The organism is Sphingobium sp. TCM1, from assembly GCF_001650725.1.
Lineage (GTDB): Bacteria > Pseudomonadota > Alphaproteobacteria > Sphingomonadales > Sphingomonadaceae > Sphingobium.
This window is the reverse complement of the sequence record NZ_LXVX01000023.1, coordinates 46,495-71,661: the sequence shown is the minus strand read 5'-3', so window position 1 is coordinate 71,661 and position 25,167 is coordinate 46,495. Positions and strand designations below refer to the sequence as shown.

Below are 25,167 nucleotides of genomic sequence, written 5' to 3'. Positions count from 1 at the left end.
GGGGCACGTGCGAAGCGCGCCGCTCAGCTCGACATGTCCGCCATCGTTCGGCAGCTCGCCGCGCATTTCTTGCAGGTGGCCGAGCAACGCGCGATCCGCTGGTCCGCGCTATGGCGTCCGCATTCCTCGGCGCAGCGCTCGCAAGCGTCGGCGCAGGCGCGGCAGACGATGCGGTGCAGGGCAGATTCCCGCAGCATCGAGTTGGCGGTCGCCTGGCACAGTTCCGCACAGTCGTTCAGCATGGCGATCAGCGACGCCGTAGCTGACGCGCCGCCTTGCTTCGTCAGCCAAGCGGCGGTTTCCAGGCACATGCGGTGCGAAGCCACGCAATCGTCGATGCAGTCCGTCATCGACATCGCCATCCCTTCCATTCGATGCTGCTGCGCCGCCGCCGGCACAGCCAGCGTTCCGGCGGCGGCAAGGCCGGCGCCGGCCATCAGCAATTCGCGTCTCTCGATCATCATGCACCTCCCATCTGCTATCCCTTGAGCGCTGTGCCGCATCCGGCGGCCTCAGCCGTCGCAGGCGACCCATCCGACGCCGCACGCGCCTTCTCCCGCGCCATCCGGGTTTCCTCCCAGGGCCAGTGGCCGTTGATCTCGACCCCGAGCGAGATGCTCAGGAAGGTCCGCACCAGCACCAGCCCGGCCAGAACGATGAGATCGTCGAGCGTTGGGTTGATCACCAGCGACTTGACGATGTCGCCGGCGACCAGAAATTCCAGGCCGAGCAGGATGCTGCGGCCGAGCGCCGAGCGGAACGCGCTATAGGCCTCGGTTCGGTCGCCCGCCCTCGCCCGCCGCGCAAACAGAAAGGTTGCGAGCCCCGCGCCGACCAGGATGGTCAGCGTGCCCGCCAGTTCCAGGCCGATCACCGCGAGCCGGAAGAAGGCGCTCAGCCAGTCGGCCTCAATGGTGATCATACCAGCCTCGCTTGCGGATATTGTTGAAGCTGTCGGTGGCGTGACAGGCATAGCATTGGTCGACGCGCGCCTTCGATCCGGCTGCGCGCTGCGAGACCATGCTGAAATGCTCCATGAAGTGACTCGGCGGCGCCTTGTGGCACTCGGCGCACTGCGTCGAATTGACCGATGGATGGCGGTAATTGGCGATCTTCCAGCTGTCGGTCTTGTGGCAGCTCGCGCAGTCGGTGCCGAACAGGCCCTGGTGCGGATCGCGGAACGCATGGCAGCTCGCGCAATTGAGCGCGGTCTCGGGGGTCAGGCTTCGAGTGTTTGTCGACATGCCCGCCAAAGGCTGCCGCCACTTCGCCATGTCGAGCAACGCGGCGTGATCCATGCGGATGATGCCGCGCTCTCCCTCATGTTCGACGTGGCAGGAGGTGCACTGCGTCGCTTTCGCGTGGAACTGCGTCGACTGCTTCGTCCCGAAATCGGTGCCCGCATGGCAGGTGAGACAGGTCCGGGTTTCGACGCCCTTGCCCGGCGTGTGGCAGGCCGTGCATTGGCCGGCAAAGGACTGGTGCGCGCTCGAGAGCGGGCCGGGCGAGACGAGCTGCGCCACCAGGCCGGCATCCCTCGGCGCGTCCGATCGCATCCGGATCGCGACCGCGGCGACCATCACCAGCAGGGCTGCGATGAAGACGGCGTAGGAAAGACGCTGCCAGCTCATAGCCAGCGCAGCCCGTAATAGATCGCCGCGCCGACGTGGAGCGCGAGCAGCGCGAAGATGAGACAGCCCAGCAGGATGTGCAGGAACCGCCACCGCGCGAACAGGGTGTTGGTTGCCTCTTCGGCACGGATCGCGAATTCGGTATCGGCCAGCGCTGCGGCGATCCCCGCCTTGTCCTGGGGGCGCTGGCCCGCGGACGCATCCCCGGCGACGAACAGATAGCGCTTCCAGCCCGACAGCGGCGGGGCTGCGGTATCGGCCTGCGTCGGCGCCGCCGGCTCCTCGAGGAAGGCGGCGCGAAGCGAGGCCAGTTCTGACCTGCGTCCGCGCAGCGCCCGACCAAGCTGGGCAAGCAGGTAGCGGCCGATGAAGCCGGTGATGACCGTCATCAGCAGGAGGACGGTCAGAAGCAGGCCGACCGGGCTTTCGAGCTTGTGCGCGGCGTGGACCAGACCCAGGATCGGCGCCAGCACGCCGGCATAGATGTGGATGGCGAGCAGGGTTGGCTTGCTGACGACCCGGGAGAGCGCCTTGTCGACCCAGGCGATGTGCTTGGCCGCGACATAAGGAAGCGTCAGCAGCATCAGCACGAGCGCTGCGATCCCGATGATCCCGCCGGCCAGGCTACCCGGAAAGCGGGGCGACACATGCACGAGATAGCCGAACGGGAACAGCAGCAGGAACGCGACCAGCAGGCCCACGGCAATGTCGCTGCGTTCGCGCATCAGGCTTCGACCACGAGCGGCGTGCCCGTCCCCTTCGCCTGGCACGCGAGCACATAGCCTTGCGCCTTGTCGGCGGGCGCAAGGCCGGATTCGACCTCCATCGTCACTTCGCCCTGCAGCAGCTTGACCACGCAGGCGCCGCATGTGCCCGCACGGCATGCATAGGGGATCTCGACGCCCGCGCCCTCGGCCGCCTCCAGCACGGTCTCGTCCGCGGGCAAGGCCGCCGACACCCCCGACACGGAGAAGGTCACCGTGCTCGGCGCCACCTCGGCGCTCGGGGCCGGCTTATCCGCTGGCGGGGGCGCGGGCTTGACCTCGAGATCCTCGTGGTCGGCCGGCAGCGAGGCCGGACCGAACGCCTCGGTGTGCAGCTGCGCTTCGGGGACGCCGAGTTCCGCCAGCACGCCGCGCATCGCGCCCATCATCGCCGGCGGGCCGCACATATGGATGCGCCGGCTCGCGATCTCCGGCACCGCGGCCAGGATCATCTCGCGCGTGATCGGCCCTTCGGGGCCCATCCAGACGGTGCCGGGCGCGCGCTGCATCGCGGCGACGACATGGAGGTTGGGAAAACGGCGTTCGAGCCGCTCGAGCTCGTCGCGGAACACGAATTCCTCGGTCGACCGTGCGCCGTAGAAGAAGAAGATATCACCCTTCCACGCGGTGTCGGTGAGATAGCGCAGCACCGACATCATCGGGGTGATGCCGACCCCGCCCGCGATCAGCACGATGCTCTGGGCATCCGTTCCCGTGAAGGTGAAGGCGCCGAACGGTCCGCTGACCTTCAGCAGATCGTCGGCGACGACCTTGTCGTGCAGGTATCGCGAGACCACGCCCTGCTCCTCGCGCTTGACCGTCAGTTCGACATAGGCCCGCTGGGTCGGCGAAGAGGCGATCGTGTAGGAACGGCGCGCGGTCTTGCCCGCTTCGGGCTCTACCTCGACCTGCAGGAACTGGCCCGGCAGGAAGTCGAACGGCAGCCGGTCGGCGGTCGGGTCCGCGAGCCGGAAGGTCAGCACGCTCGGCGTCTCTCGCACGATCTGGACCACGCGCAGCTGCCCCGCCCAGCTTTTGGGCTTGCGCAGCGACGCCCCAGCGGGTGCGGCCGCATTGCTCGGCGCGAGCCCGGCGCTGTCGGCAACGGGTGCAGGCGCGGGCGCAACCCTGGTAGCGGGAGGGGCAGCCTTCGGCTCCGGCTTTGCTGGAACCTTGGCGGTGGCGACACCGCCGGCGATCGCCCCGATCCGCCGCAGGCGGAAGATCTGCAGCGCGATAAGCGTGGCGCTCACCAGCCCCAGGAACAGCATGAGAAGGAGGTGCGAGGGCGAGATGCCGAACCAGTGATCGGCATGGCCGGGCGCGGCCTGGTCGATGTCGAGCTGATCGCGCAGCCAGGCAAGCCCGACCTCCCGGGGCGGCTGCAAGCCCCCGATCGCGCCCTGCGCGGCGGTGCCGGAGCGGAACAGGTCGGTTCCCTCGCGCAGGCGCCGCGCCGCATCGAGCCGGGCCGAGACCGTGGTCGCACGCGCGCCGTCGGCCGAGGCGGCGTTGATCATCGCCAGACCCGTGCTTACCCGTTCGCCGGCCTGCGCAGCGACCCGCTGCCTTGCCGCTTCGTCAAGCGCGGGAAAGGCGAGCAGCTGCGAGATGAAGCCGGTCCGGCGCGATTCGTGGCCGTGCTCATTCTCCCCTTCCCCATTGATCATGCGATCCATCATGGGGTTCATCATCTTCGCCATGTCCGACGACCCCGGCTCTGCCGGTGCGGACATGCCCCCGCCGGCCGGCATGCCTGCGCCATGATGCGCGGCATGATCCTCGCCCTCCTGCGCGCCCGCGCTCGCGGACAGGCTGAGAGCGATTGCGCAGCCGAGGCTCAAGCGTCGAAGGCTGATCCGCCTGGACATCCTCATCCCCTTAGTGTGCGAGCCTACATATCCTTCATCGGCATCGCCGCATTGCCCGGCGCGGGATCGGGTGCCGGCGCGGTCTGGTTGCCGGCCCCGGCGCGCATCGCGTCATGGTCCATCGCCTGACGGTGATGCCGCTCCATCTCGGCCTGGTTGCTCATCGCGTCCATCGGCGCCGCGTCTGCAGCGTTGCCGCTGTCGGTCAGGACCGGGGTGGCGGCGACGCTGTTCGCCGCGGGCGGCACCGTCTGGTCGGCCTGGCGGTCGCAGCCCGAAAGCGCGAGCGCCAGCAACAGGCTTCCGCCGACAAGTGGAAGGGCTTTCTTCGCATGGTCGATCATGGCTTTGCTCCTTGGCTTGAAAACTGTGTCCGGGCGCCATCCCTGGCGTCCGGACCGGCTCATTGCGCGCTGCGCAGAATCCGGAGACACCGGTCGTGCGAGAGGTTCATCGGGTTGCGCCCCTGCCCCTTCATCTCGCCATGATCATGCGGCGTCTGGAGACCCATATTGCCCTCCATCGCCCGGCAACTCTCGACCTGCGCCGAGGTCGGCCGCGTGGTCACACAGGCGCCTAGAAGCAGCGCCGGCGTGAGGACGGCGATCAAACGCATTTTCTTCATGACAAAACCCCTTTCGCTCGTGGTGATCGTTCGTCCTGCGCTGCCTGATGTTTCTTGTTATGCTGCTGGTCTTTCCGCCGCGCCGTCAGGAAGGCGAGGATCGGGCAATCGGAGACCGGCACTTCGCCCGGGCATTCGTCGGCGAGCATCCGCAGCATGTCGCGGATATCCGACAGGCGCTCGAGCCGGGCTTCGGCGTCCGCGATCTTGGCAAGCGTGATATCGAGCACGGCCTGGGCATGCGCGGTGTCCGACGCCCTGAGCGCCAGCAGCTGCCGGGCCTGTTCGAGTGTGAAACCAAGCTCCTGCGCCGAGCGGATGAAATTGACGCGCTCGAGGTCGGTCGCGTCGTAGAGCCTGTAGCCCGCTGCCGTGCGCGCGGGCTCGCGCAGCAGGCCCATCCGCTCATAATAGCGGATCGTATCCCGCCCCACGCCTGCGGCCGCGGCCAGTTCGCCGATCTTGAAATTGCCCATGTCATCCGCTCGATCATGCCGGTTGGACCATGGTCCAGGGTCAAGCGGTTTCGCTTTGACCCCGAACGGTCTCCTCGTCGCCGGCGGCACGGGCTGCCCCGACGCGTCGCAGGGCAGCCCGTGCCGCCGGGCCACCGGCTTGTCAGTTCTTGCGAAGCTCGACGATGTCGTGCCTGGCAGGCGTGCCGTCGGCGACGGACACGTGCGCGAAGTGATCGTCAAAGATATGGTCGATCGTCACATGGCCGACGAGCTGGCGGTGATAGGTCGGCGCCACGCCCTTGGACGGACCCGGATGGGTCACGACGCGATAGACCTCGAGCTTCTGGCCGACCTCGGCGCCATCGGCCTTGCCGATGCAGACGACCGTGCCGTTGCTGCCCGTGTCGACGATCGAGCCGCGCATGAACAGGCTGTGCCCGATGCCCTGGGCCATAGCGGGGACGGCAGCAAGCATCGAAATGCCGGCAAGCGCGACCATGAGAGTTTTTCTGACCATATTCACCTCCTTGGATGGTAAGCCACCGCCCGGACTTTGCCGAGGGGAAGAGCGTCTCTTCAGGCTTGGGACTACGGTCCCGGGTCCAGCCTCGATATACGTAGAGGCCGCAGCCGATCTTCTTCCCCGGGCCGGATCTTTATTGACGCGGAGTTGACGGAATCAGCCGTCAGCACTTCAAAATCCGCGCGGCGCGAGACTTTGGTTGGCTGCGCCCGCGAAACCCGCTAGATATCGAGGCCCGTGAAACGCCTGCTCGCCCTCCTGCTCGTCATCGGAGCGCTGTCCGGTCTCTTCGGAGCCCAGATGGCGGCCGCGCACAGCGTGCCGCAGGCGGCAGGCGCGCCGCTGGCCAAGGGCATGGATGCGGACTGCATGGCGATGATGGCCAAGCAGCAGCCTGCGCCCAGCGAAAAGCCCTGCAAGGGCCTGACGCTCGATTGCATCGCCGCGATGGGGTGCGTGATCCCGCTGGTCGCAGCGGACCTGGCAGGCGGCGTTGCGCCTGCGCGTCTCTACGACGCGCCCAGCTTCTGGACGACCGACACGATATTGACCGGCAAGGCGGTTGCGCCCGAGCCGGATCCTCCCACCAGCCTTGCCTGATTGAACGAGCACGGGCTGCGCGCATCGATCGATGCGTGCGCGCCCGGTTTCCTTCTTTTCAGTCAAAGGTTTTCGTGATGATCAAACTGCTTCCGGCCGCCCTTGTGGCGGCCCTCAGTCTCGCCGCGCCTGCGCTTGCAACCGACGCGAGCCGCACGCCGCAAGGCCATTGGGAATGGCGGTCGGCGCCGCAATATGGTCCGCGGGCGACTGGCCCTGCGCGTGTCCGCATATGGGTGCCCGACAGCCGGGACATGGCCAGCTGCGATTGCGCGATGATGCAGGCAAGCGCCGCCGACTGCATGCGCGGCGCAGTCAGGTCGGACAAGGGCTAAACCCGCTCCGGAGCGGCGCGTCACATCTTGGCGCGCCGCCTCTGTCATGAGGGGATGATATCCATGATCATGATGCCGAGGCGCGCTGTGCGACGCCTGTTGCTCTCTATCGGTGCGACGCTTGCGAGCGCCTGGGCCGTGCCGGTGTCGGCCGGCCCGCTCACCTACGAGCAGGCAGTGAGGCTCGCTGCCGCCAACGCGCCAAGCCTCAAGGCGCGCGCGGCGGCGACAGCCGGCGCCCGCTCTTCGGCGGTCGCGGCCGATCGCCTGCCCGATCCGACGCTCGACCTGGGCCTGCAGAACTTCCCGGTGAGCGGCCCCAATGCCGGCAGCTTCACGCGCGACGATTTCACTATGGCGACGATCGGGTTCAGCCAGACCTTCCCCAATCTCGCCAAGCGCCATGCACGCGCCGCGCGCGCCGCGGCCGATATCGGTATCGCCGAGGCGGGCGAGCTGGTCGAAGGCCGCAACGTGCGGCTCGAGACCGCCCTCGCCTGGGTCGATCTCTATTATGGAGAACGCCGGCTCCGGCAGCTCGACCTGCTCGATGCCAGCCTCGACGACCTGCAGAAGACCGTGACCGCACGCCTGGCGTCGGGCAGCGCGCGCCCGAGCCAGGCGCTCGAGCCCGACCAGCTCCGCGCCGCCATCGCCGATCGCCGCGCCGAGATGGCTGCGGTGGTGGCGCAGGCGCGGGCCCGGCTCGCGCGCTATACCGGCGACCCCGACCCGCAGGCGACGGGCGACCCGCCGATGCTCGATGTCGATCCGATCCGGCTGCGGGCCGGGATCGATGCGCTTCCCGCCCTGCGCGCGCAGGACGCGCGGATCGCAGTCGCCGAAGCGGACGTGCGTCTCGCGCGCGCCGACAAGCGCCCCGACTGGAAGGTCGGCGTCACCTATGGCCGGCGCGATCCCATGTACGGCGACATGGCCTCGGTCGGCGTGTCGATCGACCTGCCGCTGTTCGCCGGCAAGCGCCAGAACCCCAGGATCGCTGCAAGCGAGAGCCTTGCGCAAGGGGGTCGGTTCGACCGCGAGGCGATCCGCCGCGAGCTGGTGGCGCAGCTCGACGCCGATCTCGCAGACCATGCCATGCATCTCTCCCGGTTGCGCAATGCCCGCGAGACGCTGGTGCCACTCGCCAGGCACCGCGCCGAGCTCGACCGCGACAGCTATGGCGCCGGCAAGCTCGACCTTGGCGCCGCGCTGCTCACGACGCTCCGGCTCGCGGAGGCCGAGGTCGAGGCGCTCAACCGCGAAGCCGACGTCGCGCGCGACGCGGTCCGCATCACTATCACCTATGGGGAGGAGCGGCCATGACGCTCGATAAATCCGCGCTGCGCTGGGGCGCATCGATCCTGGCTGTCGCGCTGCTGGCCGGCGGCACAGGCTATTGGGCTGGCCATCGCCAGGCACCGCAATCGGAGGCGACCACGCCCGCCGGGGCAGGCAAAGTCCTTTACTGGTACGATCCGATGTTCCCCAACCAGAAGTTCGACAAGCCCGGCAAGTCGCCCTTCATGGATATGCAGCTCGTGCCGCGATACGCGGACGGAGGAAGCGCCGGCGCGGCCCCCACGGTCGCCGTCGATCCCGCCGCGCGGCAGAGCCTGGGATTGCGGGTCGTCGCGGCGAAGATGGGCAGCCTTGCCTCGGCCCTCGAGGTCACCGGCACGATCGACTTCAACCAGCGCGACGTCGCCGTCATCCAGGCGCGTTCGGGCGGGTTCGTGAGCCGCGTCTATGCGCGAGCGCCCGGGGACGTGGTCCGCGCCGGCGCGCCGATCGCGGACCTGCTCCTGCCCGAATGGGGCGGCGCGCAGACCGAATATCTGAGCGTCAGGCGGCTCGGCAAGCCCGACCTCACCGCGGCCGCGCGCCAGCGACTGCGGCTGATGGGCATGTCCGACGGCCTCATCGCCAGCGTCGAGCGGAGCGGACGCCCGAACGGCGTGGTGACGATCACGACGCCGATCTCGGGCACGATCCAGACGCTCGACGCCCGTGCCGGCGTGACGCTCGCCATGGGCCAGACGCTCGCCCAGGTAAGCGGGCTCGGCACCGTCTGGCTCAATGCCGCGGTGCCCGAAGCGCGCGCGGGCGATGTCCGGGTCGGCCAGAATGCCAGCACCACGCTGGCGGGCTTCCCCGGCGAGCGCTTCGCCGGCCGGGTGATCGCGATCCTGCCGACCACGCAGGCCGACAGCCGCACGCTCACCGTGCGGATCGAGCTGCCCAACCGGGACGGCCGGTTGCGGCCGGGCATGTTCGCCAGCGTCGCGCTTGGCGGCGATGCCAAGCCGGCGCTGCTGGTGCCGAGCGAAGCGGTGATCCGCACGGGCAGGCGCACGCTCGTCATGCTGGCCGCAGGCGACGGGCGCTATCATCCCGCCGAGGTCCGCATCGGCCGCGAGGCAGGCGGCGAGACCGAGATCCTTGCCGGCCTGTCGCCCGGCGAGAACGTCGTCGTCTCGGGGCAGTTCCTGATCGATTCCGAGGCGAGCCTGTCGGGAATCGAGGCGCGGCCGATCGGCGGCGGTGCGGCATCGGCGACCATCGCCGCGCCGGCGTCGAAAGCCACGCTGTACGAGACGACCGGCAAGATCGAGCGGATCACGGCCAATTCGGTGACGCTCAGCCACGAGCCCGTTCCCGCGCTCGACTGGCCGGCGATGACGATGACCTTCGCGCTCGCCAATCCGGGCATCGCGCGCGGCTTCAAGGCGGGTGACCGGGTCCGGTTCGGGTTCGACCGGCCCCCGGCGGGACCGACGCTGCGGCATATGGCGAAGGTGGCGGGCCAGTGATCGCCCATCTCATCCGCTGGTCGGTGAGGAACCGCTTCTTCGTCGTGCTCGGCATGCTCGCGCTGGTCGGCGCGGGCCTGTGGGCGGTGCGCTCGACCCCGATCGACGCGCTGCCCGATCTTTCCGACGTGCAGGTCGTGATCCGCACTTCCTATCCGGGTCAGGCGCCGCAGATCGTCGAGAACCAGATCACCTATCCGCTCACCACCACCATGCTGTCGGTGCCCGGCGCCAAGACGGTGCGCGGCTATAGCTTCTTCGGCGACAGCTTCGTCTATGTGATCTTCGAGGACGGCACCGATCTCTACTGGGCGCGCAGCCGCGTGCTCGAATATCTCAACCAGGTCCAGGGTCGGTTGCCGGCCAGCGCCCGCAGCGCGCTCGGGCCGGACGCGACCGGGGTCGGCTGGGTCTATGAATATGCGCTGGTCGACCGCACCGGCCGGCACGATCTCTCGCAGCTTCGCGGGTTGCAGGACTGGTTCCTGCGCTACGAGCTGAAGACCGTGACCGGCGTGGCCGAAGTCGCCAGCATCGGCGGCATGGTCAAGCAGTACCAGGTGCTGCTCGATCCGGTGAAGCTCGCGGCCTACGGCGTAACCCACGCCCAGGCAGTGCAGGCGATCAGCCAAGCCAATCAGGAAGCCGGCGGCTCGGTGCTGGAAATGGCCGAGGCCGAATATATGGTCCGCGCCTCGGGCTATCTGAAAACGCTCGACGATTTCCGGGCAATCCCGCTCAAGACTGCGGCGGGCGGCGTGCCCGTCCGGCTCGGCGATGTCGCCACGATCCAGGTCGGCCCCGAGATGCGGCGCGGCATCGCCGAACTGAACGGCGAAGGCGAGGTCGCCGGCGGCGTCGTTATTCTTCGGTCAGGCAAGAACGCCCGTGAGACCATCGCGGCGGTCAAGGACAAGCTCGCCGATCTCAGGAAAAGCCTGCCGCCGGGCGTCGAGGTGGTCACGGTCTATGACCGCTCGCAGCTGATCGATCGCGCGGTCGAGAACCTCACCCGCAAGCTGGTCGAGGAGTTCATCGTCGTCGCATTGGTCTGCGCCCTGTTCCTCTGGCACGTCCGCTCGGCGCTGGTCGCGATCCTGACCTTGCCGCTCGGTGTGCTGGCCGCGTTCGTCGTAATGCGGTTCCAGGGGGTGAACGCCAACATCATGTCGCTGGGCGGCATCGCCATCGCCATCGGCGCGATGGTGGATGCGGCGGTCGTCATGATCGAGAACGCCCACAAGAGGATCGAACGCTGGGAGCAGGATCACCCGGACAGACATCTCGATGGCGAGATGCGCTGGATCGTCGTCACCGAGGCGGCGGCCGAGGTCGGGCCGGCGCTGTTCTTCAGCCTGCTGATCATCACGCTGTCGTTCATTCCGGTCTTCACCCTGGAGGCGCAGGAAGGCCGGCTGTTCGCGCCGCTCGCCTTCACCAAGACCTATGCGATGGGCGCGGCCGCGATCCTGTCGGTGACCCTGGTGCCGATCCTGATGGGCTGGCTGATCCGGGGCCGCATTCCGGCCGAGCAGGCCAATCCGGTCAATCGCTGGCTCACCAATATCTACCGGCCCGCGATCGACTGGACGATGAAGCGGCCCAAGGCAGTGCTGCTGATCGCGGCTCTGGTGTTCGCCACCACGGCCTGGCCGCTCAGCCGGCTCGGCGGCGAGTTCATGCCCAATCTCGACGAGGGCGACCTGCTCTACATGCCCTCGGCGCTGCCGGGCCTCTCGGCCGCCAAGGCGAGTGAGCTGCTCCAGCAGACCGACCGCCTGATCAAGACCGTGCCCGAAGTCGAAAGCGTGTTCGGCAAGGCCGGCCGCGCCGAGACCGCGACCGATCCCGCGCCGCTCGAAATGTTCGAGACGACGATCCAATTCAAGCCCCGCGACCAGTGGCGGTCGGGCATGACGCCCGAACGCCTTGTCGACGAGCTCGATCGCCGGGTGAAGCTTCCGGGTCTCGCCAATATCTGGGTGCCGCCGATCCGCAACCGCATCGACATGCTCGCGACGGGCATCAAGAGCCCGATCGGGGTCAAGGTGTCGGGCAGTGACCTCGCCGAGCTCGACCGCATCGCGCATGATGTCGAGACCGTGGCCAGGAGCGTGCCCGGCGTCAGCTCGGCGCTCGCCGAGCGGCTGACCGGCGGACGCTATGTCGATGTCGACATAGACCGCGCCGCCGCCGCGCGGTTCGGGCTCAACATCGCCGACGTCCAGGCCCTCGTCTCCGGCGCGATCGGCGGCGAGACGATCGGCGAGACGGTCGAGGGCCTCGCCCGCTATCCGATCAGCGTGCGCTATCCGCGCGAATTGCGCGACAGCCTCGAAAGGCTGCGGGCGCTACCGATCCTGACGCCCGCGGGCCAGCAGATCACCTTGGGCACCGTGGCAAACGTCTCGATCGCCGAGGGACCGCCGATGCTCAAGACCGAGAATGCCCGGCCTTCGACCTGGGTCTACGTCGATGTGCGCGGGCGCGATCTTGCCTCGGTGGTCGGCGATCTGCAGCGTGCGGTGGCGAAACAGGTCAGGCTCTCGCCTGGGGTCAGCATCGCTTACTCTGGCCAGTTCGAATATCTCGAGCGCGCGGTCGACCGCTTGAAGCTGGTCGTGCCCGCGACGCTGCTGATCATCTTCGTGCTGCTCTACCTCATCTTCGGCCGCTTCGACGAGGCGGCGCTGATCATGGGGACGCTGCCGTTTGCGCTGACCGGCGGCATCTGGACGCTTTATCTGCTGGGGTTCAACCAGTCGATCGCCACCGGGGTCGGGTTCATCGCGCTCGCCGGCGTCTCCGCCGAGTTCGGGGTGGTGATGCTGATCTATCTCAAGAACGCGCTGGCCGAGCGCGGCGCACATCCGGACGCTGCCGAGGTCGAGGCCGCCGTGCGCGAAGGCGCGCTGCTGCGCGTCCGTCCCAAGGCGATGACGGTGGCGGTGATCCTGGCCGGCCTGCTGCCGATCCTGCTGGGATCAGGCGCGGGTTCGGAGGTCATGAGCCGGATTGCCGCGCCGATGATCGGCGGCATGCTGACCGCGCCCTTGCTCTCAATGTTCGTCCTGCCCGCCGCCTACCTGCTGTTGCGCCGGCCCAAGACCGATCCCATCCCTCAACCCGTTTCATCATGAAGGAGAAGACGATGAACCATGCACGACTGACCATTGCCCTCGGCCTCGCCGCCCTGACTGCCGCGTGCGGCAAGAAGGCGGAGGCCCCCGTTGCGACTGAGACCAACGAGGCGGCGCCCGCCGCGACCATGAGCGGCGACATGGGCAACATGTCGATGGCGCCTGACGCGAACGCCGCGATCAAGGCCAAGGGCCATGGCACCGTCACCGCGATCGACAAGGCGGCAGGCACGATCACGCTCGATCATGGTCCGATCCCGGAGGCCAAGTGGCCCGCGATGACGATGGCGTTCAAGGCCGCGCCGTCGATCACCGATGCGGTCAAGGTCGGCGACAAGGTCGATTTCGACCTCTCGCTCAAGGGCAGCGATGGCGAGGTCACCGCGATCGCAAAGCAGTGATCCGCTAAGTTCGACCGGAAAAAGCTGGTTGCGTCGCCGCTCCCGGGCGGCGACGCCCGTGCCGGCCGTCTGCCTGGCTGTGCGCCCGGTCGACGGTTGCGACCGGCAACGCCCAATGCCAGCGGCGTTTCCCTGCGCGATCACCGACAATTTGAGCACGCTTCGCGGATCGCACATTGAACGTGCAAGCCGCCCTTGCTCGCGATAGCCTGAACGGCAAGGAGCCCAGTTTAGATGACCCAGCCAGTATGACCTTGTTACCCGCGACACATCATGATCTCGTGAGCGAGCTTGTCCGTCGTTGGCGAGACGATCCCGGCGCCACCTATCGCTCCTGGTTTCTGTGGGACGAACGGCTGAAAAACTTCCGCTCCATCCGTCGCGGGCTGCAGCAGGTGGTCGCAGAAATCGAAAGTGGGCGGTTCGGCGTCGCCTATCGCGGCTCGTCACTGGAAACGGTTGTCCACTCGATCGCCGAACAGCGGCAGATCTTCAAGGGCGCCGACCATGCCTGGCTGTGGAAGCCCAAGCTGCGCATTCCAGACATCTACGAAAGCCCGGACAACCAGCGGGCGTTCGGTCGCCTGCTCGACAATTGCTCGTGCTGCGATACCGCCGAGGAGATCATCAGCCACATCCGCAGCATAGACGCGCTCAAGATCAAGGGGCTGGGGCCGGCGGCGGCCAACCTGCTCTATTTCCTTCACCCGACGCTGGTGCCGCCCTTCAATACCGCGATCGTCAAGGGCTACAATGCCGTCACCGGCGCCAAGGTGAAGCTCGGGTCATGGGATCATTTTCTCGCCATGCGCGCCGGCATCCTCGACCTCAACGACCGTTACCGCGAGTTGCTCTCCAACGATCTCGGCGCGATCGGCGGACTGTTGTTCGACATTGGCTCGGGCCGCTATCCCGCGCCACCGCTGGAGGATGACGCAACGGCGGCCGACGACTGGCTCGGCAGATTGGAACATGCCAGAGCGGAGGCAAGCCGGCTCGACAAGACAGCCGCCGCGCAGGGCGAAACCGATCGCACGCACGCCGAAATCCAGGCCTGGCTGCGCGACCTCGGCCATGCCCTCGGTTACGATGTGTGGATCGCCGCCAATGACCGCGGTCGACTTCACGCTGGCTGCCCGCTTGGACAGGGATGCCTCGAGCGCCTTCCAGACGCCATTGCGACCTCTCCCGGAGCGGACTCGATCCGCCTCATCGACGTGTTGTGGCTGGCGAAGGGTGGCGACGGCGTCGCCGCCGCGTTCGAGGTTGAACATTCGACCTCGATCTACTCGGGGATCGTGCGCATGCTCGATCTGGCGCTGTCGGGGAGCGATCTGCACGCTGCCGCCGGGCTATTCCTGGTCGCACCGAATGCGCGCGAGCAGGACGTTCGCGCGCAACTCCGTCGCCCGGCTTTCAGCCGTATTGCCGATCTCGACTTCGCCTATCTGCCCTATGGCGAGCTGGAGAGAAACAGGGACGCGATCGCTCGTTTTGGAACGGGATTGAAGGCCATCAAGGCGATCTCAAGCCCCCTTCCCTGAAACACGGACCATTGTGCCGCTGCTGGCAAGGGCCACCGGCCAGCTCCATAAGCTCATGCCGGTCCGATGAGGTTGCTTGGGGAGCGACGCCCTCCTGCAATCGAGTCGACCAGCGACCCCATCAGCCGATCTTCGCCATCAGCCTGCCCGCTGCGCCCTGCTCTGCAGCAAGGTTGCGATTATAGGCGAGTGGCATTCGCGGTGACTTCCACCGCAATGCATCCATGATCCCAGCCAGATCCTCTCCGCTCGCAAACAGATCCTGGTTCAGCCCGATCCGCGTCGAGTGCGCGCTGATGCCCTTGAGCAGCCGCGCCAGATCCTCGGCTGTGAGGTCGGGCAGAGCGCCACGATCGAACGCGCGCTGGATGATCGAGCGGAAGATCGGCCCGATCGAACCCGGGTGCAGCGCGACGGTGCCGATGTCATATTCGACCCGCGCCTTCACCGCAGGCCTGGGCAGCGTCTTGCGCAGATCCCAGGTCTCCCGCCCCGAGATGCTGTCGATCGGCCGACCGCGCACGGCGGCGCGCGCCTTGTAGCGCCGCACCTGCACCCGCCGGAACAGCGGCCCCGCCGTGATCCCGGCCGCTTCGGTCCAGGCCGCGATCGCCGACACGGTACGCGGGCTGAGATAGGCGGTTGCCCCCTCCCCGTCTTGATCGCCCTTGCTGCGCAGGATCTGCAGCAGCCGCGCCTCGGGATCGATCGCCTCTTCGATATGCTCGATGGCCACGGCTACCAACTCGGACGCACGCAGGCCGGTGTCATAGGCGGCAGACAGCAGCGCGCGATCGCGCAGCCCCGGCAGATCGTTTCCGCAGCTCTCGAGCAGCGCCCGGACGTTGAGACCACGCGCCTTGTCGCGTTCCACGTCGCGCACCGGCCCCTTGAACCGCAGCGGCCTTGCCTGCTTCTGCGCTGCGCCCTTCTCACGGCGCACCGCTTGCAGCCGCAGCTTCACCAGCGGCGCGGGGGTTGGGTCCTTGAGTTCGAGCAACTGATGGATCTTGGCGATCGACGCCTTGTAGCGGGATAGCGAGGCTGGGCGGCTCCCCTTGCCTGCCCGCGAGTCGAGATAGTCGGCCACCGTCTCGGCCGTCGCCGGCAGTGCAATCCGGTTGTTGCGCCTACACCACGCATCGAACGCCTCGACGTCGGACTTGAGCGCACGGATGCTATGGGGCGATGAAGCGGCCTGATAGGCGGCGATCAGGCCCTCGTTGACGGTGATGCGCTCGCCGGCGCGCATCTGCACGATCGTCCACGCAAGGTCGGCCGGCGCCCTGACGGCCGGCAGGACAGCCTCAGGCGGCGCTACGGGGATTTCTGGCCCTTCCCGGGCGGTTTCGGTGCTCACGACGCGCCTCGCTCCTCAGCCGCGCTTGTAGCCCACCTTATAGGCCTCCGTCCATTATTCGGGCACAGATTCACGGTAGCCGCTGCGCGAGTTCAGGCCTGCAGCCATCAGGCGGGATCAGGTCATTGGCGAGCATCGTACTCACCGATCCTAACAGATAAGGATTTGTCGGAGAGGGCGCATTCCCAGGCCGTGGTTCCATCGATCAAATTCACGCCCGTTTCGATCTCCAAAGCCGAGTAAGCAGCTGTGATCGCAACCTCGGCTGTGCGAATCTTGAGTACCTCTTGTCGCCCCGCATCCGTGAGTGAGACGATCGTACGCCTGCGATCGACCGGATCTGCAGCTGTTGTGATGAGGTCCAGCTTTTTCAGCTTTCCCACCCAATCTATGATGACCGGGTGGAACTGCTGAAGGGCAGAGGCGATAGCAGTGATACGTTGCGGCCCTTCATCTTCGATCAGGTAGAGTATGGACGTTGTCCGGGGCGGGGCGATTATTCCTGCCTCAACAAACGATCCCTCGCATTCGGTTACCAGCCCCTCAGAGAGACGGCGCAACCGATGGGCTAGGAAGAATAATCCCCCCGATTGGATAAAATCCCCATTTTTTTCATCTACTGATCCTGCGACAGATCGGTCCGGCCTTCGTCGCAAGCTTCACCTTCGGTGCGGTGCCTGCCTGTGTGGGTCTTGCTCGAGCCATCGCGACAATGCGCGATCTCGGAAGTGGCCGCCTGCGCAAGCTACCAGCAGATGCCGCGCTTGGTTTCGTCCGACCGGCATGGCGGCGACGGATTGGCCGAGCCGGTCTTGATCGCCGTATTTTCGAGTTCTGTGTCCTCGCCGAGTTGCGGGACCGCTTGCGAGCGGGTGACGTGTGGGTCGAAGGCAGCCGGCGATACAGAGCCGTGGAGCAGCAACTTATCTCCACCCCGGTGTTCACTGCTATGAGGGCCGCTGGTCCATTGCCTGTCCCGGTCGCCGATACGGCCGCAGTCTGGCTCGAGGAGCGCAAGGCGCTCCTTTCCCGAAGGCTGGCCGAGGTGGACGCAAAGGTGGAAGCGGACGCGCTCGAAGATGTGCACTTTTCAGGCGGCAAGCTGCGGATATCGCCACTTCGAGCCATCACACCGGAGGAAGCCGAAAGGGCACTCTCTCCCTTGTATGGCCATTTGCCGGCCATCCGCATTACTGACCTGCTGGCGGAGGTTGATCGTTGGACCGGCTTCTCGAAATGCTTTACCCATCTCACCACGGGCCGCGTACATGATGATCCCCGCACTGTCCTGACAGCGGTTCTTGCCGACGCCACCAATCTCGGCCACGCCCGCATGGCAGAGGCCTGCGATTTGGTGAGCCAGCGCCAACTCGGTTGGCTTGCGGCATGGCATTTACGCGAAGACAGCTACGGCGCCGCCTTGGCGATGTTGGCCGATGCTCAGCATCGCATGACGCTGTCAAATGTGTTCGGCGATGGAAATGTGTCGAGTTCCGATGGCCAGAACTTTCCACTTGATCGCCGCGCGCAGGCGACCGGTTCTGTCAATCCCCACAAGGGCAGTGAACCTTCGGTATCCTTCTATACTCACGTCTCGGATCGCTATGCGCCGTTTCATGCCAAGGTTATTTCCGCCGGTGCGAGCGAGGCAGCCCACGTCCTTGACGGCCTGCTGCATCATGGTGCCGAACTTGCGATTGAACGCCACCATACCGATGTCGGCGGCATTTCCGACCATGTTTTCGCGCTCTGCCATTTGCTGGGGTTCCAGTTCGCACCGCGAATTCCCAATATCGCCGCCCGGCGCCTCCACTTGTTCCGCGATGCGCGGCCAGGGCCGACCATAGCCCCGATGGCCGCGCAAGCCATTGATGAACAGCTCATCGCTAGCCACTGGGAAGACATCGTCCGCCTCGCAACATCTATCCGGACCGGAGTCACGAATGCCTCCACCATGCTCGAGCGCCTTGGTTCATATCCGCGCGCCAACGGCCTGGCGCTGGCGCTACGCGAGATAGGCCGGGTTGAACGGACGCTTTTCACCCTAGACTGGATCGAAAAGCCGGAAGAACGGCGCCGTGCTACGCGCGAACTGAACAAGGGCGAGGCGCAGAACGCCCTCAAGCGCGCGATCTTCTTTCACCGCACCGGCCGGATACGCGACCATGGGCTACAGGCTCAAGGACACCGAGCGTCCGCGCTCAATCTGGTGGCTGGAGCCATTGTCCTCTGGAACACGACCTACCTCGAGGCGGTGCTTCGCCATATGGAGCAGCAAGGAAAGGAAATCCCGGCCGAATTTCTCCAACATCTGTCACCGCTGGGCTGGCAACACATCAATCTGACCGGCGATTACCTTTGGACGGATCATGACTTAACGACCGGCACGCTACGGCCGCTGCGCCAAAAGATCGGCGCTACCGTGCCCCAAAAGGCTTAGACCCCATGACTGCCAGAGCCTCGGAGGCTCGAATCTGAGATGCTGATGATGGATTTGTCAGCAGCGGAGACGAGTCATGACGGAGACGGTGAAATACGTTGGTCTGGACGTTCATAAGGAAACCATTGCGGTCGCGGTTGCCGATGGGGAACGCGGAGGCGAGGTGCGTTTCGTCGGCACGGTCGCCAACGAGGACGATGCGATCAGGAAGCTGGTCAAGCGGCTGACTGGACCGGGCGTGACGTTGAACGTCTGCTACGAAGCTGGTCCCTGCGGGTATGGCTTGCATCGGCTGCTGACGAAGCTGGGACAGAATTGCATCGTCATCGCCCCCTCGATGATGCCGCGGCGCCCGGGTGACCATGTAAAGACGGACCGGCGTGACGCGATGACCCTGGCGCGGCTGCTACGCGCTGGCGAACTCACCGCAATCTGGATACCGGACGAGGCGCACGAGGCGGTACGCGATCTCATCCGCGCGCGACGCAGCGCGCAAGATGATGCCATCGGAGCCAAGCAGACAGTGCGCAGCTTCCTGTTGCGTCATGATCGTCGTTTCGGCGGCAAGGCGGCCTGGACGAAAATGTACTGGCGGTGGTTGTCCGAGCAGCGGTTCGATTTTCCCCACCAACAGCTGGCATTCGAGGAAATGCAGAAGCGGGTGCTGGAGGCGCAGGCACGGGTTGGGCGCTTAGAAGCGGCGCTGACTGAAGCGGTGGACGCATGGTGTTTTGCGCCGCTGGTCCGCAATCTACAGGTCCTGCGCGGTATCAGGCTGGTCAGCGCTGCGACGCTGGTCGCTGAAGTAGGCGATCTCACCCGCTTCGACAATCCCAAGCAACTGATGGCGTATGTCGGCTTGGTGCCGTCCGAGCACTCCAGCGGCGCTCGGACCAAACGGGGCCGGATCACCCGCGCGGGCAACGCGCAGGCACGAACCATGCTGATTGAGGCGGGCTGGTCGTATCGACTGCCCGCTCGCGAGAAACGACGCTACCGTGAGCGGGTCATCGACTTGTCCGAGGACATCCAGGCGATCGGGTGGAAAGCGCAGGTTCGCCTGTGCCAGCGCTACCGTCGCCTGGCGGCCACGGGCAAGCCTCAGCCCAAGGTGACCACCGCGATCGCGCGTGAACTGGTCGGCTATGCCTGGGACATCGCCCGTCGGGTGTCGCCGGCGATAGCCGGCTGATCCACCCACGACATTAACGAGAGGAGGCGCCAGCGCACCAACTGCATAGCCTTGGCCGGCGTGCCGCGGGCACCCGACTGTGATGGGCAATCCACGGTGTACGGTGGGGCAGGTTCGTCCGACGCCCGAACTTAGACGGAGGATAGGCCCAGCGACGGATACGGGTAGTGCGGTAATCAACCCGCGGATGAGAGCATGATCAATCGTCGTCGATCAGGCGCCCGCGGCACACCCGCCAAGGTCAATGCGACCGCTGGTCTCGAGGCCAGCGAAGGAGTAAACTCGGCCAGCGTCTCGGATGGCAGTCATGAGAGCGTATATCTGTGCCCGTTTTATGTGACGCCCCCGGCCCGGCGACAGGCTCCGGTCGCTCGATCTGCTCCAGCACCTCGCGGCCACCGGTCGCGGTCATCACTACTGCTCGCATGTCTTTCTCCTATCTTGAATGATCGTTCCGCAATCGGTCAAAAAAGGGGTCAGCGCAGCGCGCGCATGACCATCTCCTGCAGGGCAGCCAGGGTTGATCGGTCGGCGCCGCCACGCCCGGCGACGCGGATCCCGGCGATATTGGCGATCAGGAATTGCGCGAGAGCCTCGGGATCGAGGCTGGCTGCAACATCGCCCTCACGCTGCGCGTCGCGCATGCGGGCGACGATGGCCATGTGCAATGTCCTGCCCAGTGCCGCATGGATATCGACCAGGTCCGGCCGCGAGGCACCGAACTCGCAGGTCGAGCCGACGCCGAGACAGGGCATGTACGCTGTCGCCACGACATGGCGCAGCATGGCGGCAATCCCGTCGATGGCGCGCGCGCCGCTGCGAAGCGCCTCGAAATGCGCCGCGCATTCGCCCATGCCGTAGCGCCGCACCGCCGCGCAATAGAGCTGCCACTTGTCGCCGAAGGCCGCGTAGAGGCTCTGCCGCCCGATGCCCATGGCGTCCACGAGCATCTGCGCCGAACTGCCCTCATACCCATGCTCGCTGAACACGGCGATCGCACCGTCCAGGGCAGCATCCGTATCGAATTCTCGAGGTCTTGCCATAAGCCATGTATAGCGCTTCTGGAACGATCATTCAAGTATGGCGGCTCGGTTTTGCTTTCAGCACAATTTGCGGGTGGCAGTGGCCGTTAGGTGAGGATCGCCCGATCGTCAGATCTTCAAGGCGCGCAATCGCAGCGAATTGCCAATGACGCTGACGGACGACAGCGCCATCGCCGCCGCAGCGATGATCGGCGACAGCAGCAGTCCAAACGTGGGATAGAGCGCCCCCGCCGCGATCGGCACGCCTGCCGCATTGTAGATGAAAGCGAAGGCGAGGTTCTGGCGGATGTTGGCCATCGTCGCCTGCGACAGGCGTCGCGCGCGGACAATGCCGGTGAGATCGCCCTTGAGCAGCGTTACCCCCGCGCTCTCGATGGCAACGTCGGTCCCTGATCCCATGGCTATGCCGACATCAGCGGCGGCGAGCGCCGGCGCGTCATTTACGCCGTCACCCGCCATGGCCACCACCTTGCCCTGCGCCTTCAGGCGCTCGACCACCGCCGCCTTCTGGTCCGGCAGCACATCGGCCTCGACCTCATCAATGCCGAGCTTTCTGGCGACGGCTTCGGCCGTGGTGCGATTGTCGCCGGTCAGCATGACGATGCGGATGCCTTCGGCATGCAGGGCCTTCAGTGCCTCAGGCGTGGTCGCCTTGATCGGGTCGGCGATGGCGAAGATGCCGCCGATGGCATTGCCTATCCCGATATAGATCGCCGTCGCACCGTCGCGGCGCAACTCATCCGCCTGCCCGGCGAGCGACGCCGTATCGATCCCATGCTCGGCGAGAAAGGCGGTGCTGCCGAGCACCACTTGCCGTCCCTCGATCACGCCGACCGCGCCCTTACCGGTCGGCGAGTCGAAATCGGCGACATTGGGGATGGCGATCTTTCGTTCCTCGGCAGCCGCCACGATCGCGCGCGCAAGCGGATGCTCCGAGGCTTTTTCAACACCTGCCGCCAGCCGCAGGATGATCTCCTCGACAAATCCCGGCGCCGCGACGATCCGGGTCACCGCCGGTTTGCCTTCGGTAAGCGTCCCGGTCTTGTCGACCACCAGAGTATCGATCTTCTCCATCCGCTCGAGCGCCTCCGCGTTCTTGATCAGAACGCCGGCGGCCGCCCCCTTGCCGATACCGACCATGATCGACATCGGCGTCGCAAGCCCGAGCGCGCAGGGGCAGGCAATGATCAGCACGGAAACGGCCGCGATCAGGCCATGCGCCAGACGCGGCTCTAGCCCCCATACACCCCAGGCCGCGAAGGCGAGCAGCGCTACGGCGATGACGACCGGCACGAACCAGCCCGACACCTGATCAGCCATGCGCTGGATCGGCGCACGCGAGCGCTGGGCATCCGCGACCATCTGGACGATGCGAGCCAGCATCGTGTCGCGCCCGACTTTTTCCGCCCGGATGACGAGCGCGCCGGTCTGATTCAGCGTACCTCCTACGACCGCTTCGCCGACTACGCGCGTCACCGGCATGGATTCGCCGGTCACCATCGATTCATCGATCGATGAGCGCCCCTGCTCGACCACGCCATCCACCGGCACGGTTTCCCCGGGCCGGACCCTGAGCCGCTCGCCGATCGCAATCGCCTCGACCGGCACATCTTCTTCCACACCGTCTGCCCCGATGCGTCGTGCGGTCTTCGGCGCGAGATTGAGAAGCGCGCGGATCGCGCCGGACGTCTGTTCCCGGGCGCGCAACTCCATAACCTGACCAAGCAGCACCAGCACGGTGATGACGGCGGCCGCCTCATAATAGACCGCGACCGCGCCATCAGCGTCACGGAAAGCCTGCGGGAAGAGCTGCGGCGCGAATGTCGCGACGATGCTGTATCCCCAGGCGACGCCGGTCCCCATCGCGATCAGCGTGAACATGTTGAGGCTGCGGTTGACGATCGACGCCCAGCCACGCGCGAAGAACGGCCATCCGGCCCACAGCACCACCGGCGTCGCCAGGGCGAACTGGATCCAGATCGAGATGTGCATCGGCACCAGATGGTGCAGCGCCGGGATCAGGTGGCCGCCCATCTCCAGCAGGAACACGGGCAAGGCGAGCGCGAGGCCGATCCAGAAGCGCCGGGTCATATCGGCAAGTTCGGGACTGGGTCCGGCATCCGCCGCCGCGATCAGCGGCTCCAGCGCCATGCCGCAGATCGGACAACTGCCCGGCGCGTCCCGGCGGATTTCCGGATGCATCGGGCAGGTCCAGATCGTGCCCTCCGTTACGGCTGCCGTTAACGCCGCAACGGGGTGATGCTCATGGCGATCAAGTCTATGGGTGTGGCTAGGGTGGGAATGATCGCCATGGGTAGCAGCACCCTCATGGTGCGGCTCGGCATGCGCTACCCGTGCTGCATAATGCACGGGGTCGGCGTCGAACTTCGCCTTACAGCCGGCCGAGCAGAAGGCGTAACGCTCGCCTTCATACTCAGCCTTGTGAGCGGTCCTGGCGGGATCGACCACCATGCCACAGACCGGATCATGGTCGACGTGACCGGACGGCGTTTCGCCGTCCGGCTCATGATGGTGATGATGGCCGTGCGCCCCAGTCACCTCGGCGGCGCGTTCGCTCTTCTGATCGTCGTCGGCCATTCATCACCTTTCACACGCCGCGCGTGCCTTCCGGTCTTTGTTCACTCCTCGATCAGATGGAACTCTTCGAGCAGCTTGGCGATCTCTGTGCCTTCGAGCTTCTTCATCAGCAGCTTGCGCAGGAAGGCCGGTCCGGGAAGATCGATGCCCTTGCCGTCCCGCAGCGGACCGATCGCAGCAAGAAGTGTACGAATATCATAGGTCGAGTTGAAGACCTCCGGCACGCCGCGCTCGACATTCATCAGCGTGTAGACGGCCTCCATCGGGGTTCTCACCGAATATTCCGTGGTGAAGATGCAGTCCCGCTGCTTCGATTCCGCGAACTGGCCGATGAAGGCGAAGTTGACCGCGCCCTCCGGCACCACGTCCGGCCGGTCACCCGCCTGGCGCGGCATGAAGAAGGCGGTAATATAGGGCATCATCGTGGGAACGGTGCTGGCGCCGGATGCCGCGAGTTCGGGAATGTCCTCGACCGGCACGCCGAGGTGATAGAGCCATTCCTGGGTGATCTCCTCACCGGTGCATTCCTGCATCGGCTTCTTCACGAAGTCGCCGGGGCAATCGACAAAGAGCGCGTAGAACCAGGCGATCATCTGATCTTTGGGCTGCTTCTTGAAATGCGGCTGGCGATGAACCGTCCAGCTCAGCAGCCACGCCGAGTCCTTCACCGTGACGATACCGGCGGAGACGATCTTGCCGGTAAAGGGGTTCCGCTTGGTGATCTTCTCGACATAGGCCGGAATGCGGGCGTCGAGGGCGGTGATGGAGGCGGAGGCCCATTTCGTCTCCGGGATATGGGCGCCGAACACGTCGGGGCGGCCGAAGGCCGGATCCTTCGCGGCGATGCGGCGCCACAGGTCCCAGGCCGGCGCCGGTCCTTCATTGAGCTTCGCCGGCGTCCTGTGGTCGCCATTGTCGGAATTCTCGGTCAGCGAGCCGATCGTGATGAAGACGAGATCGTCTGGCCCGAGATCGACGCCGCCTTCGACGCCGCGCTCTTTCCAGTGAATGCGGGTCGCTTGCTTGCGGCCGGGCTGGATGTCGAAATCGACATCGGTGACCTCGACGCCGTAGCGGAACGTGACGCCGTGATCGGTCAGCCACTTCACCAGCGGCAGGACCATCGATTCATACTGGTTATAGCGGTTGAACTTGAGCGAGGAGAAGTCGGCGAGACTGCCGATATGATGGATGAAGCGGTGCAGGTAGAGCTTCATCTCCAGCGCGGAATGCCATTCCTCGAAGGCGAACATGGTGCGCCAGTAGAGCCAGAAATTGCTTTTGAGGAAGTCTTCGCCGAAGACCTCGTTGATACGCTTGTTCTCCATCTCCTCGCGCGTCGCGAGGAAGACCGAGAGCAGGTCCTTCTGGGCCTTGTCGTTTAGCGTCAACAGCGCTTTGTCGGGCACGTCCTGGCCCTGGTTCTGCGTCGTGCGCTGGAGCGAAAAGTTGGGATCGTCCTTGTTGAGCCGGTAGAACTCGTCGAGCACGCTGGCGTCCTCGATCTCCAGCGAGGGGATCGAGCGATAAAGGTCCCACAGGCACTCGAAATGTTCTTCCATTTCGCGGCCGCCGCGAATGACGAAGCCCTTTTCGGGCACGTCCAGACCATCGAGCGCGCCACCAGGGATTTCCAGCTCTTCAAGGATGGTGATGCGGTCGCCGGAAACGCCGCCGTCGCGGATCAGGAAGGCCGCGCCGGCAAGCCCCGCCAGCCCCGAACCGACAAACCAGGCCGTCTTCTTGTCGGCGCCCTCGGGCTTGCGGGGACGCACGAAGGCTTCATAGTTTCCGCTGCTATAGTGCATGGCGAACTCCTGTTCTTCTTG

At 65.9% G+C, this 25,167-nt stretch carries 22 protein-coding genes and 1 pseudogene; 9 read left to right on the top strand and 14 right to left on the bottom strand.

The genetic code is table 11. From position 1 onward, the window contains the following. Nucleotides 1–23 precede the first annotated feature (23 nt). The 9 genes from A7Q26_RS15960 to A7Q26_RS15920 all read right to left on the bottom strand — a co-directional run bounded on the left by A7Q26_RS15960 (nt 24) and on the right by A7Q26_RS15920 (nt 5,848). Nucleotides 24–464, bottom strand: coding sequence for a four-helix bundle copper-binding protein (locus A7Q26_RS15960; protein WP_015449267.1), 441 nt, complete (start codon nt 462–464; stop codon nt 24–26). A gap of 14 nt (nt 465–478) precedes the next feature. After that, nucleotides 479–922 (bottom strand): DUF1622 domain-containing protein, encoded by a 444-nt coding sequence (locus A7Q26_RS15955; RefSeq protein WP_007406411.1) that lies wholly within the window; start codon nt 920–922, stop codon nt 479–481. Next, on the bottom strand, nt 909–1,631 hold the full coding sequence (locus A7Q26_RS15950; protein ID WP_007406380.1) for a hypothetical protein: 723 nt from the start codon (nt 1,629–1,631) through the stop codon (nt 909–911). The genes A7Q26_RS15955 and A7Q26_RS15950 overlap by 14 nt, the downstream gene beginning before the upstream one ends. Further along, nucleotides 1,628–2,356: a hypothetical protein gene (locus A7Q26_RS15945; RefSeq protein WP_007406424.1), complete on the bottom strand. Its 729-nt coding sequence runs from the start codon at nt 2,354–2,356 to the stop codon at nt 1,628–1,630. Before A7Q26_RS15945 ends, A7Q26_RS15950 begins: the two co-directional genes overlap by 4 nt. Next, on the bottom strand, nt 2,356–4,266 hold the full coding sequence (locus A7Q26_RS15940; RefSeq protein WP_030089529.1) for a 2Fe-2S iron-sulfur cluster-binding protein: 1,911 nt from the start codon (nt 4,264–4,266) through the stop codon (nt 2,356–2,358). Before A7Q26_RS15940 ends, A7Q26_RS15945 begins: the two co-directional genes overlap by 1 nt. A gap of 23 nt (nt 4,267–4,289) precedes the next feature. Further along, nucleotides 4,290–4,610, bottom strand: coding sequence for a hypothetical protein (locus A7Q26_RS15935; protein WP_007406382.1), 321 nt, complete (start codon nt 4,608–4,610; stop codon nt 4,290–4,292). Between the two features lie 59 nt (nt 4,611–4,669). Beyond that, a complete protein-coding gene (locus tag A7Q26_RS15930; RefSeq protein ID WP_007406426.1) occupies nt 4,670–4,891 on the bottom strand; it encodes a hypothetical protein in 222 nt (73 codons plus the stop codon). After that, the gene (locus tag A7Q26_RS15925; RefSeq protein WP_007406417.1) at nt 4,888–5,367 is read right to left on the bottom strand and encodes a heavy metal-responsive transcriptional regulator; all 480 of its coding nucleotides are present in this window, start codon (nt 5,365–5,367) and stop codon (nt 4,888–4,890) included. The genes A7Q26_RS15930 and A7Q26_RS15925 overlap by 4 nt, the downstream gene beginning before the upstream one ends. A gap of 142 nt (nt 5,368–5,509) precedes the next feature. Then, the gene (locus tag A7Q26_RS15920) at nt 5,510–5,848 is read right to left on the bottom strand and encodes a hypothetical protein (protein ID WP_007406371.1); all 339 of its coding nucleotides are present in this window, start codon (nt 5,846–5,848) and stop codon (nt 5,510–5,512) included. A 261-nt stretch (nt 5,849–6,109) separates the two neighbouring features. On the opposite strand from A7Q26_RS15920, the gene A7Q26_RS15915 reads away from it, so the two are divergent. The 7 genes from A7Q26_RS15915 to A7Q26_RS15885 all read left to right on the top strand — a co-directional run bounded on the left by A7Q26_RS15915 (nt 6,110) and on the right by A7Q26_RS15885 (nt 14,705). Then, entirely contained in the window at nt 6,110–6,472 is a 363-nt protein-coding gene (locus tag A7Q26_RS15915) for a hypothetical protein (protein WP_007406428.1), read from the top strand. 77 nt (nt 6,473–6,549) lie between these two features. Then, complete coding sequence (locus A7Q26_RS15910) at nt 6,550–6,807, top strand: hypothetical protein (protein ID WP_007683334.1); 258 nt, start codon at nt 6,550–6,552, stop codon at nt 6,805–6,807. 63 nt (nt 6,808–6,870) lie between these two features. Then, nucleotides 6,871–8,133: a TolC family protein gene (locus A7Q26_RS15905; protein WP_066861561.1), complete on the top strand. Its 1,263-nt coding sequence runs from the start codon at nt 6,871–6,873 to the stop codon at nt 8,131–8,133. Next, a complete protein-coding gene (locus A7Q26_RS15900) occupies nt 8,130–9,620 on the top strand; it encodes an efflux RND transporter periplasmic adaptor subunit (protein ID WP_007406384.1) in 1,491 nt (496 codons plus the stop codon). The genes A7Q26_RS15905 and A7Q26_RS15900 overlap by 4 nt, the downstream gene beginning before the upstream one ends. Beyond that, entirely contained in the window at nt 9,617–12,760 is a 3,144-nt protein-coding gene (locus A7Q26_RS15895) for an efflux RND transporter permease subunit (RefSeq protein ID WP_066861558.1), read from the top strand. The genes A7Q26_RS15900 and A7Q26_RS15895 overlap by 4 nt, the downstream gene beginning before the upstream one ends. Continuing rightward, complete coding sequence (locus A7Q26_RS15890; RefSeq protein ID WP_007406376.1) at nt 12,757–13,161, top strand: copper-binding protein; 405 nt, start codon at nt 12,757–12,759, stop codon at nt 13,159–13,161. The genes A7Q26_RS15895 and A7Q26_RS15890 overlap by 4 nt, the downstream gene beginning before the upstream one ends. A gap of 248 nt (nt 13,162–13,409) precedes the next feature. Further along, nucleotides 13,410–14,705, top strand: coding sequence for a hypothetical protein (locus tag A7Q26_RS15885; protein WP_013039108.1), 1,296 nt, complete (start codon nt 13,410–13,412; stop codon nt 14,703–14,705). A 121-nt stretch (nt 14,706–14,826) separates the two neighbouring features. Here the strand turns inward: A7Q26_RS15885 and A7Q26_RS15880 are convergent, their stop codons facing one another. Both A7Q26_RS15880 and A7Q26_RS15875 read right to left on the bottom strand, forming a co-directional pair. Further along, nucleotides 14,827–16,065, bottom strand: a complete 1,239-nt coding sequence (locus A7Q26_RS15880; RefSeq protein WP_004212862.1) for a hypothetical protein — start codon at nt 16,063–16,065, stop codon at nt 14,827–14,829. A 122-nt stretch (nt 16,066–16,187) separates the two neighbouring features. After that, nucleotides 16,188–16,625, bottom strand: a complete 438-nt coding sequence (locus A7Q26_RS15875) for a MarR family winged helix-turn-helix transcriptional regulator (RefSeq protein ID WP_066861554.1) — start codon at nt 16,623–16,625, stop codon at nt 16,188–16,190. A gap of 62 nt (nt 16,626–16,687) precedes the next feature. Here A7Q26_RS15875 and A7Q26_RS15870 point away from each other — a divergent pair. After that, nucleotides 16,688–18,505, top strand: a pseudogene (locus A7Q26_RS15870) (Tn3 family transposase); the annotation flags it as partial. Between the two features lie 76 nt (nt 18,506–18,581). After that, nucleotides 18,582–19,697: an IS110 family transposase gene (locus A7Q26_RS15865; protein ID WP_066488347.1), complete on the top strand. Its 1,116-nt coding sequence runs from the start codon at nt 18,582–18,584 to the stop codon at nt 19,695–19,697. 476 nt (nt 19,698–20,173) lie between these two features. On the opposite strand, the gene A7Q26_RS15860 is transcribed toward A7Q26_RS15865, so the two are convergent. The 3 genes from A7Q26_RS15860 to A7Q26_RS15850 all read right to left on the bottom strand — a co-directional run bounded on the left by A7Q26_RS15860 (nt 20,174) and on the right by A7Q26_RS15850 (nt 25,146). Then, a complete protein-coding gene (locus tag A7Q26_RS15860) occupies nt 20,174–20,740 on the bottom strand; it encodes a TetR/AcrR family transcriptional regulator (RefSeq protein WP_066861551.1) in 567 nt (188 codons plus the stop codon). 108 nt (nt 20,741–20,848) lie between these two features. Beyond that, the gene (locus A7Q26_RS15855; RefSeq protein WP_066861548.1) at nt 20,849–23,338 is read right to left on the bottom strand and encodes a heavy metal translocating P-type ATPase; all 2,490 of its coding nucleotides are present in this window, start codon (nt 23,336–23,338) and stop codon (nt 20,849–20,851) included. 41 nt (nt 23,339–23,379) lie between these two features. Beyond that, nucleotides 23,380–25,146: an oleate hydratase gene (locus A7Q26_RS15850; protein ID WP_035219816.1), complete on the bottom strand. Its 1,767-nt coding sequence runs from the start codon at nt 25,144–25,146 to the stop codon at nt 23,380–23,382. Nucleotides 25,147–25,167: the final 21 nt, after the last annotated feature.